Origin of the sequence: Jiella soli (assembly GCF_020615385.1) — a bacterium.
Taxonomy (GTDB): domain Bacteria; phylum Pseudomonadota; class Alphaproteobacteria; order Rhizobiales; family Rhizobiaceae; genus VKMB-3413.
The window spans coordinates 136,983-157,772 of record NZ_JAJAVB010000002.1 but is presented as its reverse complement, the minus strand read 5'-3'; the positions used below and the strand labels follow the sequence as shown (position 1 = coordinate 157,772).

The 20,790-nt window shown below is 66.2% G+C and carries 16 protein-coding genes; 8 read left to right on the top strand and 8 right to left on the bottom strand.

Annotated features, from left to right (window positions below):
- The first annotated feature begins 36 nt into the window (after positions 1-36).
- Both LH400_RS01045 and gmk read left to right on the top strand, forming a co-directional pair.
- Complete coding sequence (locus LH400_RS01045) at positions 37-924, top strand: YicC/YloC family endoribonuclease (protein ID WP_229150795.1); 888 nt, start codon at positions 37-39, stop codon at positions 922-924.
- Positions 921-1,586 carry a guanylate kinase gene (gmk, locus tag LH400_RS01040; protein WP_229150794.1) on the top strand — a complete coding sequence of 222 codons (666 nt, stop codon included), beginning with the start codon at positions 921-923 and terminating at the stop codon, positions 1,584-1,586. Before LH400_RS01045 ends, gmk begins: the two co-directional genes overlap by 4 nt.
- 35 nt (positions 1,587-1,621) lie before the next feature.
- Here gmk and rsmA read toward each other — a convergent pair whose 3' ends face one another.
- The 6 genes from rsmA to LH400_RS01010 all read right to left on the bottom strand — a co-directional run bounded on the left by rsmA (position 1,622) and on the right by LH400_RS01010 (position 9,362).
- Positions 1,622-2,449, bottom strand: coding sequence for a 16S rRNA (adenine(1518)-N(6)/adenine(1519)-N(6))-dimethyltransferase RsmA (rsmA, locus tag LH400_RS01035; RefSeq protein WP_229150793.1), 828 nt, complete (start codon positions 2,447-2,449; stop codon positions 1,622-1,624).
- Positions 2,446-3,504, bottom strand: coding sequence for a 4-hydroxythreonine-4-phosphate dehydrogenase PdxA (gene pdxA, locus LH400_RS01030; RefSeq protein WP_229150792.1), 1,059 nt, complete (start codon positions 3,502-3,504; stop codon positions 2,446-2,448). The genes rsmA and pdxA overlap by 4 nt, the downstream gene beginning before the upstream one ends.
- The gene (locus LH400_RS01025; protein WP_229150791.1) at positions 3,504-4,454 is read right to left on the bottom strand and encodes a peptidylprolyl isomerase; all 951 of its coding nucleotides are present in this window, start codon (positions 4,452-4,454) and stop codon (positions 3,504-3,506) included. The genes pdxA and LH400_RS01025 overlap by 1 nt, the downstream gene beginning before the upstream one ends.
- A 149-nt stretch (positions 4,455-4,603) precedes the next feature.
- Positions 4,604-7,087 (bottom strand): LPS-assembly protein LptD, encoded by a 2,484-nt coding sequence (locus LH400_RS01020; protein ID WP_229150790.1) that lies wholly within the window; start codon positions 7,085-7,087, stop codon positions 4,604-4,606.
- A gap of 2 nt (positions 7,088-7,089) precedes the next feature.
- Positions 7,090-8,172, bottom strand: a complete 1,083-nt coding sequence (lptG, locus tag LH400_RS01015) for an LPS export ABC transporter permease LptG (RefSeq protein WP_229150789.1) — start codon at positions 8,170-8,172, stop codon at positions 7,090-7,092.
- Complete coding sequence (locus LH400_RS01010) at positions 8,169-9,362, bottom strand: LptF/LptG family permease (protein ID WP_229150788.1); 1,194 nt, start codon at positions 9,360-9,362, stop codon at positions 8,169-8,171. Before LH400_RS01010 ends, lptG begins: the two co-directional genes overlap by 4 nt.
- A 261-nt stretch (positions 9,363-9,623) precedes the next feature.
- On the opposite strand from LH400_RS01010, the gene LH400_RS01005 reads away from it, so the two are divergent.
- Both LH400_RS01005 and LH400_RS01000 read left to right on the top strand, forming a co-directional pair.
- Complete coding sequence (locus LH400_RS01005; RefSeq protein WP_229150787.1) at positions 9,624-11,129, top strand: leucyl aminopeptidase; 1,506 nt, start codon at positions 9,624-9,626, stop codon at positions 11,127-11,129.
- A 17-nt stretch (positions 11,130-11,146) separates the two neighbouring features.
- Complete coding sequence (locus LH400_RS01000; protein WP_229150786.1) at positions 11,147-11,599, top strand: DNA polymerase III subunit chi; 453 nt, start codon at positions 11,147-11,149, stop codon at positions 11,597-11,599.
- A gap of 124 nt (positions 11,600-11,723) precedes the next feature.
- Here LH400_RS01000 and LH400_RS00995 read toward each other — a convergent pair whose 3' ends face one another.
- Positions 11,724-12,425, bottom strand: coding sequence for a hypothetical protein (locus LH400_RS00995; RefSeq protein ID WP_229150785.1), 702 nt, complete (start codon positions 12,423-12,425; stop codon positions 11,724-11,726).
- A 389-nt stretch (positions 12,426-12,814) separates the two neighbouring features.
- Positions 12,815-14,722, bottom strand: coding sequence for an ABC-F family ATP-binding cassette domain-containing protein (locus tag LH400_RS00990; RefSeq protein ID WP_229150784.1), 1,908 nt, complete (start codon positions 14,720-14,722; stop codon positions 12,815-12,817).
- 226 nt (positions 14,723-14,948) lie between these two features.
- Between LH400_RS00990 and LH400_RS00985 the strand changes: the two genes are divergently transcribed.
- Genes LH400_RS00985 through LH400_RS00970 form a run of 4 tightly spaced genes read left to right on the top strand, consistent with a single transcriptional unit; the run spans position 14,949 to position 20,777 of the window.
- On the top strand, positions 14,949-16,130 hold the full coding sequence (locus tag LH400_RS00985; protein ID WP_229150783.1) for an AI-2E family transporter: 1,182 nt from the start codon (positions 14,949-14,951) through the stop codon (positions 16,128-16,130).
- 9 nt (positions 16,131-16,139) lie between these two features.
- Positions 16,140-16,865, top strand: coding sequence for an HdaA/DnaA family protein (locus LH400_RS00980; protein WP_229150782.1), 726 nt, complete (start codon positions 16,140-16,142; stop codon positions 16,863-16,865).
- Between the two features lie 2 nt (positions 16,866-16,867).
- Entirely contained in the window at positions 16,868-19,270 is a 2,403-nt protein-coding gene (locus LH400_RS00975) for an RNA degradosome polyphosphate kinase (RefSeq protein WP_229150781.1), read from the top strand.
- Positions 19,218-20,777, top strand: a complete 1,560-nt coding sequence (locus tag LH400_RS00970) for a Ppx/GppA family phosphatase (protein WP_229150780.1) — start codon at positions 19,218-19,220, stop codon at positions 20,775-20,777. The genes LH400_RS00975 and LH400_RS00970 overlap by 53 nt, the downstream gene beginning before the upstream one ends.
- Positions 20,778-20,790 lie beyond the last annotated feature (13 nt).

Sequence of the window (20,790 nt, the reverse complement as noted above, 5' to 3'; positions counted from 1 at the left end):
GCCGAGACCCGACGAATCCCACCGGAAGGAGTGCCGATGGCCGTCCAGAGCATGACCGGCTTCGCCAGACACGAAGGCAGCTCGCAAGAGGGCGGCTTCCTCTGGGAGCTGCGCTCGGTCAACGGCAAGGGGCTCGACCTCCGTCTGCGCCTGCCGCAGGGGCTTGAGGCGCTGGAGCCGGATCTGCGACGGCTTGCGGCAGGCGCGCTCGGCCGCGGCAACATCCAGGCGAGCCTGCAGTTCCGCCGGGCCGACCGCGTGTCGTCGCTCGTGGTCAACGAGAACATGCTGCAGAAGGTCCTGGCCCTGTCGAACCAGCTCGTCGCGGACGGCCATGCCGGACCGCCGGCAGCCGATGGAATCCTCGCCATCAAGGGCATCATCGAGACCGGCGAGGATACCGACGATCCCGAGATGCTGGCGGCGCGGAGCGCTGCCGTGCTGGCTGGCTTTCGCGAGGCGATCGAGAGGCTTGCCGAGGCCCGCCGGACCGAGGGGCAGGCGCTGGCAGAAATCCTGGCGGCCCGGCTGCGCGAGATTTCCGGCCTTGTCGATCGCGCCGAGCGCGATCCGGCACGCTCGACCGAAACAATCCGCACGCGGCTGAGGGATCAGGTCGCGGCACTTATTGGAGCCGACGACCGGCTGGACGAGGGGCGGCTCCATCAGGAGGCGGCGCTGCTCGCGACCCGCGCCGACATCCGCGAGGAACTCGACCGGCTGCGTGCCCATGTCGAGGCCGCGACGAGCCTTCTTCGCGAGGGCGGACCGATCGGGCGCAGGCTGGAGTTTTTGTCGCAGGAATTCCATCGCGAATCGAATACGATCTGCTCCAAGTCCAATGCTGCATCGCTGACCGCGATCGGGCTCGAACTGAAGGTCGTCGTCGACCAGTTCCGTGAACAGGTGCAAAATCTCGAATGACTTCGGTCTCCGCCTCCGGCCAGAACTACGCCATCGCCCGCCGCGGCATCATGCTTGTCCTGTCGTCGCCATCCGGTGCCGGCAAGTCGACGATCGCCCGCACGCTTCTGGAATCCGATCCGCGCTTCTCCCTGTCGGTCAGCGTGACGACGCGCAAGCGCCGCGCCAGCGAGATCGACGGCGTCCACTACCGCTTCATCGATCGCAGCGAGTTCGAGCATCTGCGCTCGGCCGGCGCGCTTCTTGAATGGGCTGAGGTCCACGGCAATTTCTACGGCACGCCCCGCGCGGCCGCCGAAAAGGCGATGCGCGACGGTCGCGACATGCTCTTCGACATCGACTATCAGGGCGCGCTGCAGCTTCAGAAGCAGGCGAAGGCCGACATCGTCTCGATCTTCATCCTGCCGCCATCCATGGCGGAATTGAAGACGCGTCTCTTGCGCCGGGCCGAGGATTCCGGCGAAACGATCGCGGTGCGTCTGAAGAACGCGAAGGTCGAGATCGAGCGCTGGCGCGACTATGACTATGTCGTCGTCAATGACGACCTCAACCACGCCTATTCCGCCGTCCAGGCGATCATCACGGCCGAGCGTCTGCGCCGTGACCGGCAGCCCGGCCTCTTCGACTTTACCGAACAGCTGCTGGGCGAAGAGGTGGCCTGAGGGCTGCTCCTGGGCCGGCTCGGGCGCCGGCGTCCTCAGAGCCTGTTGGCGAGTTCGACGAATTCTTCCACGCTCAGCGTCTCGGCGCGTCGCGTCGGCTCGATGCCGGAGCGTTCGAGCAGTGCCTCGCCGCCAAGCCCCTTCAGGCTCTGGCGCAGCATCTTGCGGCGCTGTCCGAAGGCGGCCGCGGTGACGCGTTCCAGCGCGCCCAGCGCCGCCGGCAGCGGGTCTTTCCGTGGCATGAGCTGGATGATCGAGGAGGTAACCTTCGGCGGCGGCGTGAACGCTTCGCGCGAGACGTCGAAGAGGATGCGGGCCTGCGTGCGCCAGCCTGCGAGGACGCCGAGCCGGCCGTAATGGGGCGTGCCCGGCGCGGCGACGATCCGCTCGGCCACCTCGCGCTGGAACATCAGGGTCAGGCTCTCCCAGACCGGCGGCCAGTTCGGCGGGGTTATCCAGTTCACGAGCAGCTGCGTGCCGACATTGTAGGGCAGGTTGGCGACGATCTTCAGCGGACGGTCCGGCGTGAGCGCGGCAAGGTCGACGGCGAGTGCGTCGGCCGCAACGATCGACAGTCGTCCGGGATAGTGGGCGGCAATCTCTTCGAGCGCGGCCGTGCAGCGCGGATCCTTCTCGATCGCAATCACCCGGCCGGCGCCTTCGGAAAGCAGCGCGCGCGTCAGACCCCCGGGGCCCGGCCCGACCTCGACCACGGTCGCTTCGGCGAGCGGCAGCGCCTGGCGGGCGATGCGGGCGGTGAGGTTGAGGTCGAGGAGGAAGTTCTGGCCGAGGCTCTTCTTCGGCGACAGGTCATGCGCCGCGATCACATCGCGCAGCGGCGGCAGGTCGTCGATCGCGCTCACGCCGTCGGCGCCGCCGCGGAAGGCGCGTTGGAAACGGCCGCCATCTTCGCCGCGAGCCGGATCGCGGCGAGGAAGCTGTCGGGGCGCGCCTTGCCGGTTCCCGCGATGTCGGCCGCCGTGCCGTGATCGGGCGAGGTGCGGATGATCGGCAGACCGAGCGTCACGTTGACCGTCTGGTCGAAGGCGAGCGTCTTCGCCGGGATCAGGGCCTGGTCGTGATACATGCAGATGGCGACGTCGTAGCGGGCCCGCGCCTCCTTGTGGAACATCGTGTCCGCCGGGAGCGGCCCGACCGCGTCGATGCCCTCGCCGCAGAGCCGTTCGATCGCCGGCCGGATGATCGCCTCGTCCTCCTGGCCGATCGCGCCTTTTTCGCCGGCATGGGGGTTGAGGCCGGAGACCGCGAGGCGCGGAGCCGACACGCCCAGCCTCTGGCGATAGTCGGAGGCGACGATCCGGCAGGTCGTCACGATCAGCTCTTCCGTCAGCCGCACGGGAACATCGGCTAACGGGATGTGGATGGTGACGGGGACGCAGGAGAGATCGGGGCCCGTAAGCAGCATCACAGGCGTCATCGGCCGGCCCGAACCCGTCGCGCAGAGATCGGCGAGATATTCGGTATGGCCGGGGTGTTTGAAGCCGATGTCGTAGAGGGCCTTCTTGTCGATCGGCCCGGTGACGATGGCGCTGGCTTCACCGGCAAGCGCAAGCGCCGTCGCCCGGTCGATCGCTTCCACCGTGCCGGCGCCGTTGGCCAAATCGATCTTGCGGGGCGTCTCGCAATGGCGGTTGACGAGCGGAAGGACGGCAAGCCCGCCCGCGCCGGTCCCGGCCTCGCCAGGCGAGCCGATGACGCGGATCTCCGGCGCCAGCCCGAGCCGCCTTGCGCGCTCCGACAGCATGTCAGGATCGGCGATGACGAAGAGCGGCGGCAGCGAGCCGCCATTGCGGGCATGGATATCGAGAACGATGTCGGGGCCGACGCCGGAAGGTTCGCCGAGCGTGACGGCGAGCGGGCGGATCGGCTCGAGATCGCGGTCCGGTGTCCTGGACATCACTTTCGGACGATCTGGGCCTTCTTGCGCAGTTCCTTCAGCCAGGCCTCGTCTGGGCCATTGCCCTTCTCGCCGAGTTCCTTGAGGTCGCGCGACTGGAAGACCATCGCCGCGGCGACGTCGTCCGACACGTTGCGGCTGTCGCAAACGGCAATGAACTCGACCCCGCGCTCGGTCACCTGCGCCGGAGTGGTCCGCCCGTCTTCCGTCTTCATGATGTCGTCCTTCCAGCGCGGCGGCAGTTCCGGCTGGGCGACCCGGCCGAGGTCGCGGACGGTCACGTCGGTCAGCCCCTTCGCGATGTCGTAGGTCGAGGCGCAGGACTTGAAGCGGGTCCGCATGGCGTTCGCCTCGCGCTTGCGGCGATCCATGAACCCGCTGCTGCGCTCCTTTTCGGGCACGACGAAGATCACCTGCTGGAGGGTGTACTCGGTCGTCGACGGCTTCTTGCCGCCCTGTGCCAGCATGCGCTGGACGACATCCTGCTCGCTCAGCTTGTCCTTATTGCGGATATGCGCCTGGACGGCCTGGCCCCACCCCATCTGGACGCGGATATAGTCCTTGAAGGAGGAGGGAGAGAAGCCGGCCTGGCTGAGCACCTGGCCGAGTTGGTCGAGGGTCAGGCGGTTCTGCTTGGCGAAGTTGGCATAGGCCGCATCGACCGCAGAGTCCGGAATGTTGATGCCGCGCGCGCGGATCTGCTGCTTCTTCAGCGCCTCGTCGATCAGTTCGTCGGTCGCCTTCTGGGTGACGTTTCCACCCTCGTGGCGAAGCCGCAGAAACGCCGCGCGCTGGCGGATCTGGTAGGACGTGATCGGCTGCTTGTTCACGACAACCGCGATTTCGGAGGCGGCACGGGCGGGACCCGCAGACACGCCCGCGCCAAAGGCAAGCGAGCCCGCCACAACGGCTGTCAGCACCATGCGCATCGTCAGGCTACGAACGTTCATCCCGTCATCTGCTCCGACTTCATTCTCCAACAATCGGTATCGCTAACAGCCAGCTTTGGCGAAACCAAGATGCGGCCCGCCGAATCCGCGAGTCGCTCGAGCGTCCGGCGATGCCCTGAAGGCCTGGTCCCTGGCTTCCTGCCGAAAGGTCAGCTGCCGCTCTTCAGGTCGTAGGACTGGCTGAAGTTCGAAATCGTCCGCAGGCCCAGCGTGAACATCAGCTTGCTCGAACTCGACTCCAGCGAATAGCGGTCCGTCGTATCAGTGTAGGACAGCAGCAGGCTGTAGCAGTCGCCAGTATAGCCGACCGAGACGGATTTGCTTACGAAGGCGTCGTTCTGGATGTCGTAGCCAATCGAGCCGGCCGCCGTCCAGTTCGTCGCGAATTTCAGCGAGGCCGATGCGCTCACCTGGCTGCGGTCCTCGATCGAGCCGTAGGTCGGCTGGGCCGCGATGTAGGTGTAGCCGAGGGTGGCGCTGCCGATCTCGTCGGCATAGCCGCCGTAGATGTCCGAGCGCTTCAGCGCGAAGCTCGACTGGTCGAAGCGCTCCTGCGCGCCGATCGTCAGGCCGATCGGCGAACCGAAGGCAAGCGAGGCGACATAGTCGGACCGGTCCGTCTCCAGGCCGGAATCATACCCCACAAGCGCGAGATCGCGCTGCGCGTAAGAGTTTATGCCGGCAAGGTGGTAGGACTGGCCGACCACCGCATCGATCGTGTAGCCGTTCTCGAACACGCCGGCATAGCGGACCCCGAGATTGGCCCGGGTGCCGCCTTCGATGCGGTCGTAGCCGGAAAACTTGTCGATCTGGAAGAGATTGCCGGTGTTGAAGACGAGCGTCTGCGCGTCCTCATTCGGAAGCAGGCCGATGTCTGTCTCGTTTGGCCGCAGGATGATCTGGCCGATTGGCTCGATGATATGCGAGCCGTAGGCGGTCTCGATCAGGTAGGGATAGCGCGCCTCCAGCGCCGCGGTCGCCATGCCGCGGAAGCCGGAATTGTCGATGTCCACCGCGCCGTAGCCGGTCGAGCCCTGATAGACCCCGTTCAGATAGAAGGGATCGCTCGCCCCATCGCTCGACATGTCGGCGCTGTAGACGTCGCCGCGCAGCGAGGCCGAGGGATTCAAGACGAGGCCCGACGGCAGGATGTAGCTGTCGCGCCATTCCATCTCGGCGGTGCCGCGCGTGTAGTTCCCCTCGAGGCCGGCATAGCGCAGATGGTTCAGGTCGTACTGATACCCGTTGTCGGGCGCCGCGCAGGTCTTGCTCGTGGTGATGATCAGTGAGGTGTCGCAGATCTGCGAGACCGAATCTTCCGAGCGGGTGATCGAGGTGATGTTGGCGTTGAACTCGACTTCGCCGCCGAAGGTCGGTTCCTGCTCGATCCGCTGGTAGTCGAGCGAGGGGAGGACCAGCGGCTGCTGGCGCTCGTTGGACGGATCGATCGTCTGGTAGTCGAACTTCTGTGCCCTGAGGTCGAAGAAGCTCTGGTCGCCGAGCCCGGTCAGGTAGACCTCGGACGTGTGCAGCCGGTCCGAGAAGCCGGGAATGTCGTAGGTGTTGGCAAAGTCCCGGTCGGTCTGGGCGAGGATGTCCCAGCCGAAGGTCCACTGATCCGACAGGGCGAAGCGGCCCGTCGAGCCGATCATGCCGCGATTGTCGCGGTAGTCGGGCGAGCGCCGGGCGAGGACGCCGTTGTAATAGACGTTGTCGGAGGCGAATTCCTCCGGCTCCTGCTGATGGATTCCCGCCGTCTTCAGCGTGAAGATGCCGTTCTCGAAGGCCTGGCGATACTCGGCCTCGGCGAGGAACCCCTGCTTGGTGTAGTAGGTCCCGGTGAGGGTGACGTCCTTGTCGTCCGAAAGAACGATGTAATAGGGGACGCGCACGCCGTAGCCGAGCTTGCTGCTCGAGCGGAACTCCGGTGTGAGGAAGCCCGTCTTGCGCTTCACCGTCGGGTCCGGCGCCTCGAAATAGGGCAGGTAGGCGATCGGCGCGCCATAGATCTCGAAGCGCGCGCCGTAGTAGCGCACTTCCTTTTCCTTCTGGTCCCAGACGATCTTGCGGGCCTTGACCTGCCAGAGCGGAGCGCGCTCGGGATGCTCACGGCACGGCTCGCAGGCGGTGTAGACGCCCTGCTCGAACGTCGTGGTGTCGCCGTTCTGGCGCACCGCGCCGGCGGCGGCGAAACGCGTGTTGTCCGGCGTCTCGATCCGGAGCGCCTTCACGAAGCCGTCGCGGAAATCGTCGGTGATGTCCATCGTGTCGGCGTAGATGCGATTTCCGTCGGGCTGTTGCAGCTCGACATCGCCGCTGGCCATGAGACGACGGGTTTGCTGGTTGTATACGATCCGCCGCGCAACCAGTTTATAGGAGCCGTAGTCGATCTTCACGCCGCCGGAAGCGGTCACGATACTGGTGTCGGTATCGTAGGTGACCGTGTCGGACTCGAGATAGAGCTTGGCGTCCTTCTGGGCGGACGTCTCGGCGACGGCAATCGGCAAAGCCGACTGCGCGAAGGCCGCGTAGCCGGACGAAATCAGAGCGATGGCGGTCCCGGCTAGGAGAATCGCCCGCGATCGCGGCCGGGCGGCGATCCCTCTCGCGCCCTTGGTCCCCCTCAGATTCATGCCTAACCATCCTCCTGATGGAGCAGGACTGTCACCCCAAACAGCCCAGCTCCCAGAACCGGAAACCATGCCGCCGCCACCGGCGGCACGATCGAATTACTCCCCAGCGCCTTTGCCAGGAAGGTTACCACGTAGAGCATGAACCCTGCCAATACCCCGCTTGCGATCGTCCTACCAGACTGACCTGTCCGCGAAAACCGTGTCGCCACTGTCGCGGCGAGCAGCGTCATGGCGATGAACAGGGCCGGCCGGGCGAGCAGCGTCTGGTACTGCATCGAGAATGCCATTGCGTTAAGGCCGAGGCTCTTGGCCGCGTCGATCTTCGACTGCAGGTCCCAGACCGGAATGGTCTCGGGATCGGCGATCCGCTGCTGGACGTATTCCGGCTTGAGGCTGGTCGGCAGGCGATATTGCTTGGGATAGCTCGGCGGATAGCCGATCCGCGTCACCCGCGGCTTGTCGAGGGTCCATTCGCCATCGCCGAGGCGGGCTTGCGGCGCGTCGATGCGCTCCTCCACCTTGCCGTTGTCGCCGATGACGAAGGCCGAGACGTTGCGCATCAGGGCGCCGTCCTCGGCAATGACATTGCCGCCGATGATCGAGTCGATGCCACGCGTACTCTGGCGCACCCAGGTGGTCTGGTCGGGATCGCCGCCCGACCGGTCCCCGGACTTCTGCGCCTCGAATTCGAGGGCCCGCTCCTTGGCCCAGGCCGAGACCGGGTTGTAGGCGAAGCTCGCGAACAGGCCGATCATCATGGAGGCCACCACGATCGGCGCCAGGATCTGCCAGATCGACATCCCCGCCGCCCGCGCCACCACGAGTTCGAGCTTCCGGTTGAGCGACAGAAGCGTGAAGATCGAGGTGAACAGGACGATGAAGGGAAAGGCCTGTTCGATGAAGGCCGGTACTCTGAGCGCCGAGAACAGGGCGATCGCGCCGAAGCCGAGATCGTTCATGATTCCCCGGCGACTGACCTCGATCATGTCGATTACGTAGATCAGCGCGAAGACGGCGACGAGCGTCGAGAGGAAATTGCCGAGATAGAGCCGGAACAGGTACCGGTTGAAGGTCCACTGCCTCATCGTCCGAGCGAGCCTCCGGCGCTGAGCTTGCCGGCGGTCAGCCGGTGAACGAAGGACGTGGTCGCATAGGTGGCGTCAGACAGCCAGCGCGAGATTGCGAGATCGCCGAGATTGACGTTTCTCCAGACGAGTGTGGCATCCAAGGCGATCGCTCCCAGCGGCAGCGCGAAGGTGAAGAGGACCCACACATAGTTCTCATCGATCAGCGACAGCGTAACGAAGCCGGCTGCCTTGAGGCTGAGTCCGCCGGCAAGGCCGAGCCCCATCGAGGCGCCGCTGCCCTGGCGGTTCGTGCGCGGATGGGCCGCCACGACCACGGCCCATAGCGCAAAGGCGATGCAGTAGAGGAAGCCCGAGAACCGGTCCGTCAGCTCCTCGACGAAGTTCGACGGATGGGTGCGGTAATAGTCGTCGTCCGGATCGGGCGACAGGAGTTCTAACGTGCTGCGTTCCGACGTCCGGATCCAGTCGCCCTTGGATGCGGGCTTGAGGTCGGCGAGATCGAAGGCGTAGCTCTGGAACTCGATCACCGAGACCGAATTGTCGCCCGTGTTGCGGCGGTGAAGCTGGCCATCCGACAGGAGCAGGAGCTGCCGCCCGTTGTCGCTGACGATGTTGGCCTCGCGGGCGAAATAGGTGATCTCCGTCTTCGGGTCGCGGGTATCGGCGATGAACAGGCTTTCGATCGTGTTGCCGTGGGATTCGCCGATCGACAGGACGAGACCGGACTGGATCCGCTCGAAGCGGCCCGGCTGAAGGAAGAGGGTGATCGTATCGGCGTTGATCGCTCGAATGCCGTTCTGGAACGCGCTCGAGGCGAGGGGCCCGATCACATGGGAGATCAGGAGGACCAGGAAGGCACCGACGAGACCGACCGCCACGATCGGCCTGGCGATCGTGCCGGGCGCGGCTCCCGCGGCCGACATCACGGCGCGCTCGGAATCGGCGTTGAACGAGTTCAGCGCCTGCACCGAGCCGACCAGGATGGCGAATGGGATCACCCCCGCCGCGAGATCGGGCAGCAGCATCAACGCGATCCAGAAGATGTTGCCGGCGGCCGACACGCTGGTCTTGACGATGTCGATCCGCGCGAGCGCCTGCACGATCCACACGATCAGCACCAACGACACCAGCGACCCGGCCGATAAGGCCAGGGCCCGCTTGAAGATGTATCGTTCGAGAAGCGTCATGAGGCCTGGATCGTTCGGTGAATCATTGGCTCGTCCGACGGCCCTTTGCCGAGGAGCAGCGTCTTCGCCGGACTCACGGGCGCGGTCGCATGGAAGACTGCAGCAGCTTGGCTAAAGAGTGGCGAACGATCATCGTTAACCGGGTGTAACCAACCGTGACGCCCTTGCAAAGACGACAACACCGACCATGATAGCGGCCAGCCGGCGCGTGTCGCCTTTGAGCGACAGAAAGCCGACGCATCCATCGCATCAGGAGATTTCATGAGTTCGCTTCCCTCGATCGAATTCGCCCCTCTCGACGCGGCCGCCGCTGAGGTCGTCGTCATCTTCGCAGGCGAGGACGGCAAGGTTGCCGAGACGCTCGCCGAGCCGATCCGCAAGCTGGTCGAGAAGGCGGCGAAGATCGCGAAGTTCAAGGGCAAGTCGCTGTCGACGCTGGACCTCGTGGCTCCTGCCGATGTCGCGGCCGACCGTCTGATCGTCGTCGGAACCCACGCCAAGGAACCGGCGACAGGTGAGGACTGGCTGAAGCTCGGCGGCCTCATCGCCTCCAAGACGAAGGGCGGCGAAGGCGCGAGCGTCCGCTGCCAGAGCCCCGAAGGCGAAGCGCTGTCGCCGGAGATCGCCGCGCTGCTGGCGACCGGCGCGCTGCTGCGGTCCTATGATTTCGACCGCTACAAGACCCAGGGCGCAAAGAAGGACGACGAGGAGACCAAGCCGGAATCGCCGGGGTCGATCACGCTTCTCGTCGGCGACGTCGAGGCGGCGCGCAGGGCCTTCGCCATCGAGGAGGCCGTGGCCAAAGGCACGATGCTGGCGCGCGACCTCGTCAACGAACCGGCCAACACACTCGGGCCGGTCGAATATGCCGAGCGAATCCAGGAGCTCTCGGCCGAAGGGATCGACGTTGAGGTGCTCGGCGAGAGCGAACTGCGCGCTTTGAAGATGAATGCGCTGCTCGGCGTTTCGCAGGGCTCGCCGCGCCCGCCGCGCCTCGTCATCATGCGCTGGAACGGCGGTGCGGATGACGAAGCGCCGGTCGCCTTCGTCGGCAAGGGCGTCGTCTTCGACACGGGCGGCATCTCGATCAAGCCGGCCGGCTCCATGGACGAGATGAAGGGCGACATGGGCGGCTCGGCGGCCGTCGTCGGGCTGATGCGGGCACTCGCCGGCCGCAAGGCCAAGGTCAACGCGATCGGCATCGTCGGGCTCGTTGAGAACGCCGTCGACGGCAATGCCCAGCGGCCGGGCGACATCGTCACCGCCATGTCCGGCACCACGATCGAGGTGCTCAACACCGACGCCGAGGGCCGGCTCGTCCTCGCCGACGCGCTCTGGTACTGCCAGGAGCGGTTCAAGCCGAAGTTCATGGTGAACCTTGCGACGCTCACCGGTGCGATCATCGTCGCGCTCGGCAATCACCATGCCGGCCTCTTCTCCAACAATGACGAGCTTGCCGAGCGGCTGCTTTCGGCCGGCAAGACCAGCGGCGAAAAGGTGTGGCGGATGCCGCTCGGACCGGAATACGACAAGATGATCGAGGGCAAGTTCGCCGACATCAAGAACATCGGCGGCGGCCGCGCCGCCGGCTCGATCACGGCGGCGCAGTTCCTGCAGCGCTTCGTCAACGACGTGCCCTGGGCGCATCTCGACATCGCGGGAACGGCGATGGGATCGCCTTCCAACGAGTACAATCAGTCCTGGGCTTCCGGGTTCGGCGTCCGTCTCCTGAACCAGCTCGTCGTCGACCACTACCAGGCCGCCTGAGCGGGAGCGGGCGCGATATGGCGGAGGTGCTCTTCTACCACCTGACCGAAAGCCGGCTCGAACAGGCGCTGCCGGATCTGTTGGAGAAGAGCATCGCCCGCGGCTGGCGCGTGGTCGTCCAGTGCGCGAGCGTCGAAAGGCGCGACGCGCTGGACCATCACCTGTGGGTCTACAAGGACGACAGTTTCCTGCCGCACGGCACCGACGCCGATTCCTCCGGCGCGCTGCAGCCGATCCTCCTGACGGCCGAGCGCGGCCAGGTCGCCAACGATCCGCATGTCCGCTTCATGGTCGACGGGGCCGTCCCGGAATCGCTCGATCGCTACGTCCGCGGCGTCTACCTCTTCGACGGCCATGACGAGGAGCAGCTTACCGCGGCCCGCCTGCGCTGGAAGGCGGAGAGGGCCGGGGGCCATCAGGTGACCTATTGGCAGCAGACCGAAGACCGCAAATGGGTGAAGAAGGCCTGACGCCGAGCCTGAGGATCCGGGCCCGTGGCACGCCGCAGCCACGCGCGACCGGATCTCGCTTGACCCCGGTTTATCACGCAGTCGGCGGAACAGCCCGCCAGCGGACAGGCCTCGCGGCCGACCGCTATCTCCGGGCAGCGGGCAAGCGGAAGCCGGTCTCCGGGAGTTCCGGTTTCTTGCGTGCGTCGTACCACTCGCTCTTCAGGTTCAAGGTGAGGGCGAAGATGAGCAGGACGAGATAGCCGGCGAGTTCCAGCGTCTCTTCGGCGCCCATGCTGTGAAGCCGTTCCATGATTTCGGCGAGAATCAGGATCGCGAAGGCGAAGCCGGAGGGAAGCACCCAGAAGAAGTTCAATTCCCGGATATGGCGGGCGAAGGGGACATGACGGATCGCAGCAAGGATCGCGACCGCGGCGACGAGAAGCACCGTCAGCCCGTCTTTTCCGGGGGCGGTGAGGCAGACGCCGCCATCGTAGAAGCGGCTTGCGCATCCCGGGATCTCCCGCAGCACGGCAAGGCCGCAGCCCAGGGACAATAGCAGCGAGCCGTAGAAGAGTTCGAAGCCGAACCGGATCGCCACGAGGTAGAACAACAGGCCGGCAATGCCCACGATGAAGGCCTGGACCAGCTCGATCGGCCCGTTCTCTCGAAAAATTTCCGCCCCGGTGTCGAAGGTCTCAGCCAGAAGGTCGAATCCGGCGGCAAGGGCAAGGCAGAAGAGGACCAGGGCGAGGCAGGCGAGGAGTTCCTTGAGCGTTCGCCGCAGAAGCCCGACACGGATGATCTCGACAAGAACGCCGAAGGGAAGAGTGACAGCTTTCGGCATGAATTTTACGCACGATCTCAAGTGGATGCGAGACGTCAGCCAAACTTACCATCTGCCCCGCGTGACGGCGGGATGACATCCGGGTGTCGAAAGTGCAACAGCACCCAGCGCATGGCAGGTGTGAACGAAGCGTTCTTCCCAATGTGGTGTCGGGTCAGCAACAGGCTGGGGGGGGGCGCACGGTTGAGCCTGCGGCGGCGTCGGAGCGCCACTTTCGGCGCCCGGAGCGTCAGTGACGCGGAGGCCGCTGCGCCGCGGCTGCCGCGGGCGCGTCCATCTCGCCGATGAAGGCAGGGATGGCGCCGACATAACCGTCTGGTCCTCGGTCCGAACGCGACGGGCGACACGCGGCAGGATGAGCAGATTTGCGTTGTGAATGGCGGCGGCGATTACTCCGCCGCCATCGCCGCGTCGTGCTCTTCGGTCAGCGCGAGCCAGTCCTCCTCGCAGGAGGCGAGCGTCTTCGCCGCGTCCGTCCGCTGCTTGTTGAGATCGGCGGCCTTGGCCGGGTCTCGCGTGTAGAGCGCAGGGTCGGCAAGCTTTTCGTCCAGCCCTTCGATGGTCTTCTGCAGCCGCGAGATCTGGATCTCGAGCTGGCTGATCTTCTTCTTGAGCGGCTTCAGCGTTTCGCGCCGCTCCGCCGCCTGCCGGCGCTGGTCGACCTTGGAGATCTGGGGCTGCGGCTCGGCCTCGGCCGCCTCGCTCGAACCGGGAGCCGCTCCGCCGGAGCGGGCGCCCGACAGGATCAGCTTCTTGTAGTCGTCGAGGTCGCCGTCATAGCGCGACACCGTGCCGTCGCCGACGACCCAGAGCCGGTCCATCGTCGCCTCGACCATGTGGCGGTCGTGGCTGATCAGGATGACGGCGCCGGGATAGTCGTTCAGCGCCCTGACCAGGCTCTCGCGCGCCTCGATGTCGAGATGGTTGGTCGGTTCGTCGAGGATCAGAAGGTTCGGCGCGTCGAGCGTGGCAAGCCCCATCAGGAGCCGCGCCTTCTCGCCGCCCGAAAGCTTCTCCGCCGCCGTGTCCATCTTCACCGTCGGCAGGCCCATCTGCGCGACCTTGGCGCGCACCTTGGCTTCCGGCGCGTCCGGCATCATCCGGCGCACGTGCTGGACGGCGCTCTCGGCCGGCCTCAGGTCGTCGATCTGGTGCTGGGCGAAGAAGGCGATCTTCAGCCCCGGCGCGCGGGTCATCGAGCCGGCCTCCGCCTTCAGCCGGTCGGCGAGGAGCTTGGCGAAGGTCGACTTGCCGTTGCCGTTCTGGCCGAGGAGGGCGATGCGGTCGTCGGTGTCGATGCGGATGTCGAGGTTTTTCAGGATCGGCCGGCCGGGCGTGTAGCCGACCGAAACCTTCTCCATGGCGATGATCGGCGAGGCCGGCTGCTTCTCCGGCGCATCGAAGACGAAGGGCGTCACATGCTCCTCGACGATCCCCTGGATCGGCGACATCTTCTCCAGCGCCTTCAGCCGCGACTGGGCCTGGCGCGCCTTGGAGGCCTTGGCGCGGAAGCGCTCGACGAAGGCCTCCATGTGCTTCTTGGCGGCTTCCTGCTTGACGATCGACTTCTGCAGCAGTTCGAGCTTCTCGGCGCGCTGGCGCTCGAACTGGTCATAGTCGCCGCGATAGAAGACGAGCTTCTGCTGGTCGAGATGGACGATCGCGTTGACGGCGTTGTTGAGGACGTCGCGGTCGTGGGAGATGACGAGGACGGTGTAGGGATAGCGCTGGACGAAATTCTCCAGCCACAGCGTGCCCTCGAGATCGAGATAGTTGGTCGGCTCGTCGAGGAGCAGAAGGTCCGGCCGCGAGAAGAGCACCGCCGCCAGCGCGACGCGCATGCGCCAGCCGCCGGAGAAGGACGAGGCGGGGCGCGCCTGCGCGGCCATGTCGAAGCCGAGGCCGGACAGGATCGCCGAGGCCCGCGCTTCGGCCGAATGGGCGTCGATGTCGGCGAGGCGGATGTGGATGTCGGAGATCCGGGTCGGGTCGGTGGCGGTCTCGGCCTCCTGGAGGAGGGCGAGGCGCTCGGTGTCGGCCCGCAGGACGATCTCGATGAGCGCGTCCTCGGTGCCCGGCGCCTCCTGCGCCACCTGGCCGAGCCGCGTGTTCTTCGGAAAGGACACGGACCCGGTCTCGGCCGCGAGGTCGCCGGTGATCACGCGGAACAGCGTCGACTTGCCGGCGCCGTTGCGCCCGACCAGGCCGGCCTTGGTGCCGCTCGGGATGGTGAGGCTGGCGTGGTCGATGAGCAGTCGCCCGGCGACGCGCGCGGAAAGGTCGGTGATCTGAAGCATGGCCGCTTTTGCCAGAACATGCCGCAGCGCGAAAGAGGCGGCGCGGCAAAACCGGTCGGCAAGGACAAGACCGTGGATTGCGGGGGCGGGCCGGCCGGCGTCTCGCCGCGGCCTTGACCGTCCGGGTCGCCCCTGACTAACTCGATGAAGGGGCGAAGATATCGGCGACCCGATGGCCCCGCGTGGCGTGCAGCGGGAGGCAAGGGCAAGACAGGGGCGAGACCACATGACGACCGACCGTAGCGCGCTGATCAAGCGTCAGGTCCTCTTCTGGAGCGGCGCGACCCTCGTCTTCGTGCTGCTCCTGTGGATCTTCGCGAGCATCCTCCTGCCCTTCGTCCTGGGCGCGACCATCGCCTACCTCCTCGATCCCGTGGCCGACTGGTTCGAGCGGCGTGGCCTGTCCCGCATCGTCGCGACCGTCGTCATCCTGGTGCTGTTCGTCGTCGTCTTCGCCGCCATCATCGGCATCATCGTGCCGGTCGTCGGCGGTCAGGTTGCGGGGCTCGCCGAGCGCGTGCCGCAATATGTCGACAAGGCGCAGTCGATGGCCGAGCACTTCAAGAGCAGCCGGTTCGGCTGGATACTGCCCGACGGCCAGACCAATCTGAAGCAGGATTTCGCCCAGATCGTCAGCGAGGGAACCGGGATCGTGTCCTCCTTCCTTGCCTCGCTCTGGTCGTCGTCGCTGGCCGTCGTCAACTTCGTGTCGCTGTTCGTGGTGACGCCTGTGGTCGCCTTCTATCTGCTGATCGACTGGGACCGGATGATCGCGGAAATCGACGGCTGGATTCCGCGCCAGCACGTCGACACCGTCCGGCGCATCGCCCGCGACATCGACCGCTCGGTCGCCGGCTTCGTGCGCGGGCAGGGCAGCGTCTGCCTGATCCTCGGCACCTTCTACGGCGTCGGGCTGACGCTGGTCGGCCTGAACTTCGGGCTTCTGATCGGCCTGTTCACCGGCCTCATCGCCTTCATCCCCTATATCGGGTCGGCGACCGGCCTGATCCTGTCGGTCGGCGTCGCCTTCTTCCAGTTCTGGCCGGAGTGGCCCTGGGTCCTCGTCGTCCTCGCGATCTTCCTCGTCGGTCAGTTCATCGAAGGCAACATCCTGCAGCCCAAGCTCGTCGGCGCCTCGGTCGGGCTTCATCCGGTCTGGCTGATGTTCGCGCTGTTTGCCTTCGGCGCGCTGTTCGGCTTCGTCGGCCTGTTGATCGCCGTCCCCGCGGCGGCGGCGGTCGGCGTCCTCGTCCGCTTCGCGCTGTCGCAATATCTGCAGAGCGAGATGTATTTCGGGCGCGAGGTGCAAGCCGCGCCGATCGAGACCGCCGAACGGCGGCCAGCGGTCGAGGCGGGTCCGGGCGTCCGGCCGGTCGCCGAAGACCGCACCCACGAAGTCATTCGATAGGGCGAGAGAATGCCGCTGCAGCTTCCGCTCGATCTGCCGCACCGACCGTCGCTGACCCGGGAGGACCTGGTCGTCTCGGCCTCGAACCGCTTGCCGGTCGAGGCCGTCGACCGATGGCCCGACTGGTCGCATCCGGTGCTGGTTGTCTGCGGGCCGCCGGGCTCGGGCAAGACCCATCTCGCGAATGTCTGGGCCGAGCGGACCGGAGCCGTCGTCGCGCGTCCCGGAATGATCGATGCGATCCTTCCGCACCCGCCCTTCGCCGTCGTTCTCGACGATCTCGACCGGGGGGGCTTTGCGGAGAAGGAACTCTTCGCGCTTCTCAATGCCGCAAGGCTCGGCGGCGGCAGCGTGCTCGCGACCTCCCGCGTCCTGCCGACGGCGCTCGATTTCTCGCTGAAGGACTTGCGTTCCCGTCTTTCCGCCGCGACCCTGGTGCAGCTCGGCGCACCCGACGACGATCTTCTGACGAGCGTTCTGGTCAAGCTGTTCTCCGACCGGCAGCTCGATGTCGAGCCCGGGGCGGTGCGCTATCTTGCGGAGCGGATGGAGCGGTCTCTGGACCGAGCCCGGCAGTTGGTGGCGGCGGTCGACCGGGAGGCGCTCGCGACGAAGGGCCGGGTCACGCGGCCGCTGATGAAGCGGGTGCTTTTGGCGCAGGCCGAGCCGGCCGAGCCGCGTCATGAAGCGGTTGCGCCGGACCGCTATGCGACCGGGACGATGGAGGACGACTGAGCATGGACGACGTCACACCGAAGCGCACGCGCCGCAGCCCCGCCACGCGAACGCGGCGGGCCTCGGCCGAAACGCCGGGATCGGCCAGCAAGCCGTCGTCGGTTGCCGCGCCCGCGCAGCCGGAGGCGACGGCCGCCACTGCTGAGGGCACCGCAACGTCCGAAGGCCAGGCCGAGGCTTCGGGCTCGGCGGTTTCCGAGGCGGCGCTGATCCTGGAACACCTGCCCGACAAATTGCATGCCGACGTGGCGCCGGCGATCGGCGACGGCGAATTGCCGCCTGACCGGTTCATCAACCGCGAGCTCTCCTGGCTGCAGTTCAACCGCCGCGTCCTCGAGGAATCCCAGAACAGCGAGCACCCGCTCCTGGAGCGGGTCCGCTTCCTGTCGATCTCGGCCGACAATCTCGACGAGTTCTTCATGGTCCGCGTCGCCGGGCTTGCCGGGCAAGTGCGCGAGAAGATCGAGGTGCGCAGCGTCGACGGCCTGACGCCGCAGGAACAGCTCACCAAGATCCTCGAGGAGGTCGGCCATCTTCAGGGCGAGCAGCAGGCCTCGCTCGCGGAACTCGTCAAGGCGCTTCGCAGCGAGAATATCCAGATCGTCGGGGCGGGAGACCTGAAGGGCCAGGATCGCGCCTGGCTGCAGACCCATTTTGACGACACGATCTTTCCGGTGCTGACGCCGCTCTCGATCGATCCGGCGCATCCCTTTCCCTTCATCCCCAACCTCGGATTCTCGATCGCGCTCGCTTTGGTGCGCGAACGCGACTCCGAGAAGATGAGCGCGCTGTTGCGCCTGCCCGTCGCCCTGCAGCGGTTCATCGAACTGCCGGTCGGCGCCAACGGCATCACCCGTTTCGTGCCGCTGGAGAGCGTCGTGGCGCTGTTCATCGGCCGGCTTTTCCCGGGCTACCGGGTGAGGGGGTCCGGCACGTTCCGCATCATCCGCGATTCCGACATCGAGGTCGAGGAAGAGGCGGAAGACCTCGTGCGGCTGTTCGAATCGGCCCTGAAGCGGCGGCGCCGCGGCCAGGTGATCCGCATCGAGTTCGATTCCGTCATGCCGGAGGATCTCCGGAACTTCGTCGCCGGAGAACTCGGCGTACCGGATTCCCGCATCTCCGTCATGAACGGGATGCTGGCGCTCGATTCGGTCTCGCAGATCTGCCGGCTTCCGCGCGACGATCTGAAGTTCAAGCCTTACATCCCGCGCTTTCCGGAGCGCATCCGCGAGCACAATGGCGATTGCTTCGCAGCGATCCGGGAGAAGGACATCATCGTCCATCACCCGTACGAATCCTTCGACGTCGTCGTGCAGTTCGTGCGGCAGGCGGCGTCCGATCCGAACGTCATCGCCATCAAGCAGACGCTCTACCGCACCTCCAACGATTCGCCGATCGTGCGGGCGTTGGTCGATGCGGCGGAGGCCGGCAAGTCGGTGACGGCGCTGATCGAGCTGAAGGCGCGCTTCGACGAGGAAGCCAATATCCGCTGGGCCCGCGACATGGAGCGCGCCGGCGTCCAGGTCGTGTTCGGCTTCATCGAGAAGAAGACCCACGCCAAGCTCTCGCTGGTCGTCCGGCGCGAGGAGGGCCGGCTGATGAGCTTCGTCCATATCGGCACGGGCAACTACCATCCGATCACCGCGAAGATCTACACGGACCTCTCCTACTTCACGGCCGACCCCGAGATCGCCCACGACGTCAGCCTCGTCTTCAACTACATCACCGGCTATGCGGAGCCGGCGGAGGTGAAGAAGCTCGCGGTTTCGCCGCTGACCATGCGCAGCCGAATCGTCGGCCATATCCAGGACGAGATCGCGCATGTGAAGGCCGGGCGGCCTGGCCAGATCTGGATGAAGATGAACTCACTGGTCGATGCCGCGGTGATCGACGCGCTCTACCGGGCGAGCCAGGCCGGCGTCGAGATCGACCTCGTGGTGCGCGGCATCTGCTGCCTGAGGCCTCGCGTGCCGGGGCTTTCCGACAACATCCGCGTGAAGTCGATCGTCGGCCGCTTCCTCGAACACAGCCGCATCTTCTGCTTCGGCAATGGTCACGGCTTGCCATCCGAGAGCGCGATCGTCTATCTCGGCTCGGCCGATATGATGCCGCGAAACCTGGACCGCAGGGTCGAGACACTGGTGCCGATCACCAACCCGACGGTCCACAGCCAGGTCCTGTCCCAGATCATGCTCGGGAACATTCTCGACAATCAGCAGAGCTGGTCGGTGGCGGCGGACGGCACGTCGCGCCATATCGTGCCTTCGCCGGGCGAACAGCCGTTCAACGCCCAACGCTACTTCATGACGAACCCGAGCCTTTCGGGACGCGGGAAGGCACTGAAGACGGATGCGCCAAGACTCATCGCCCGCCAACGGGCAGATCATTCCCGCTTCGATTGACGCCATGGCGCAGGGGCGGCTCCAGGATCGCCGCCCCGTCGGGGTCGTCGACATCGGCTCGAACTCGATCCGGCTGGTGATCTACGAGGGCAATGTCCGCGCCCTCACGCAGCTCTTCAACGAGAAGGTCCTGAGCGGTCTCGGCAATGGCCTCGCCCAGACCAACCGGCTCGATCCGGCGGCGATGGACAGCGCTCTCGGCGCTCTCCGGCGTTTCCGCAAGCTCGCCGAGCAGGCGGAATGCGAGAACCTCTATCCGCTGGCGACCGCGGCGGCGCGCGAGGCCCAGAACGGGCCGGACTTCATCAGAGCGGCAGAAGAGGCGATCGGCCAGCCGATCCGCATCCTTTCGGGCGGTGACGAGGCGCGCTACGCGGCCGAGGGCGTCCTCGCAGGCTTTCACGCCGCGAACGGCGTTGCCGGCGATCTGGGCGGCGGCAGCCTGGAACTCGTGGATATCCATGACGGGATCTCCGAGGGCGGCATGACCATGCCGCTCGGCGGGCTGAGGCTGCGCGATCTCTCGGACGGCGATCTCGCCCGGGCGCAGGCGATCGCCGACAGCCACCTCTCCGCCTCCACGCTGACCACGCAGGCAGCCGGCCGGACCTTCTATGCGGTCGGCGGCACCTGGCGGAACCTCGCCAAGCTTCATATGGAGCAGGCAAACTATCCGCTGCACGTCATGCATGGCTACGAGATCGCGACCGACCGGTTGGAGCCGTTCCTCGACGCCGTGATCAAGAGCGACCCGGACAAGCTGCCGGGAATCGCGGCGGTGTCGAAGTCGCGGCGCGCGCTGCTCGCCTATGGCGCTGTGACGATGTGCAGCGTCGTCAAATATCTGAAGCCCTCGAAGATCGTGCTTTCGGCGCTCGGCGTGCGCGAGGGCTATCTGCATTCGCTCCTGCCGGAGGAGGAGAAGGCCAAGGATCCGCTGATCGCGGCCGCCGGGGAACTGGCGGTGCTGAGATCGCGCTGCCCGGCGCATGCGGTGGAGCTGGTGGAATGGAGCCGACGGACCTTCGAGGCGCTGCAGATCGAGGAGACCCCGGAGGAGGAGCGCCTGCGCGAGGCCGCCTGCCTTCTTGCCGACATCGGCTGGCGGGCCCATCCCGACTATCGCGGCAAGCAGGCGCTGTCGATCATCGCTCATGCCGCCTTTCCGGCGGTCGACCATCGCGGCCGGGCCTTTCTCGGCCTCACCAATTTCTACCGCCACGAGGGCAGTTTCGAGCAGACCCACATGCCGGAGCTGGAACGTCTCGTCGACGAACGGCTGCTCACGAGAGCACGCAGCCTCGCCTCGCTGTTCCGCATGACCTATCTCCTGACCGCGTCGATGCCCGGCGTGCTCGACCAGTTGAAGTGGGCGCAGGACCCCCGCGGCGGCTTCACCCTCGTCGTTCCGGGCGCGCTGGGCGCGCTGGTCGGCGAACGGCCGGATGGACGGCTGCAGCAATTCGCCCGGGTCGTCGAGAAGACCTTGCGGCTCGAGGCGCGCTAGCGCCGGAGCGCCT

Bases quoted from the DNA above. Each gene is read 5' to 3' on its own strand.
- lptG (WP_229150789.1), bottom strand. From the start codon at position 8,172: ATGAGGCAGTGGACCTTCAACCGGTACCTGTTCCGGCTCTATCTCGGC.
- LH400_RS00990 (WP_229150784.1), bottom strand. From the start codon at position 14,722: ATGCTTCAGATCACCGACCTTTCCGCGCGCGTCGCCGGGCGACTGCTC.
- gmk (WP_229150794.1), top strand. From the start codon at position 921: ATGACTTCGGTCTCCGCCTCCGGCCAGAACTACGCCATCGCCCGCCGC.
- LH400_RS01005 (WP_229150787.1), top strand. From the start codon at position 9,624: ATGAGTTCGCTTCCCTCGATCGAATTCGCCCCTCTCGACGCGGCCGCC.
- LH400_RS01000 (WP_229150786.1), top strand. From the start codon at position 11,147: ATGGCGGAGGTGCTCTTCTACCACCTGACCGAAAGCCGGCTCGAACAG.
- LH400_RS01045 (WP_229150795.1), top strand. From the start codon at position 37: ATGGCCGTCCAGAGCATGACCGGCTTCGCCAGACACGAAGGCAGCTCG.
- LH400_RS01010 (WP_229150788.1), bottom strand. From the start codon at position 9,362: ATGACGCTTCTCGAACGATACATCTTCAAGCGGGCCCTGGCCTTATCG.
- LH400_RS00995 (WP_229150785.1), bottom strand. From the start codon at position 12,425: ATGCCGAAAGCTGTCACTCTTCCCTTCGGCGTTCTTGTCGAGATCATC.
- LH400_RS00975 (WP_229150781.1), top strand. From the start codon at position 16,868: ATGGACGACGTCACACCGAAGCGCACGCGCCGCAGCCCCGCCACGCGA.
- LH400_RS01020 (WP_229150790.1), bottom strand. From the start codon at position 7,087: ATGAATCTGAGGGGGACCAAGGGCGCGAGAGGGATCGCCGCCCGGCCG.
- LH400_RS01025 (WP_229150791.1), bottom strand. From the start codon at position 4,454: ATGAACGTTCGTAGCCTGACGATGCGCATGGTGCTGACAGCCGTTGTG.
- LH400_RS00970 (WP_229150780.1), top strand. From the start codon at position 19,218: ATGCGCCAAGACTCATCGCCCGCCAACGGGCAGATCATTCCCGCTTCG.
- pdxA (WP_229150792.1), bottom strand. From the start codon at position 3,504: ATGTCCAGGACACCGGACCGCGATCTCGAGCCGATCCGCCCGCTCGCC.
- LH400_RS00985 (WP_229150783.1), top strand. From the start codon at position 14,949: ATGACGACCGACCGTAGCGCGCTGATCAAGCGTCAGGTCCTCTTCTGG.
- LH400_RS00980 (WP_229150782.1), top strand. From the start codon at position 16,140: ATGCCGCTGCAGCTTCCGCTCGATCTGCCGCACCGACCGTCGCTGACC.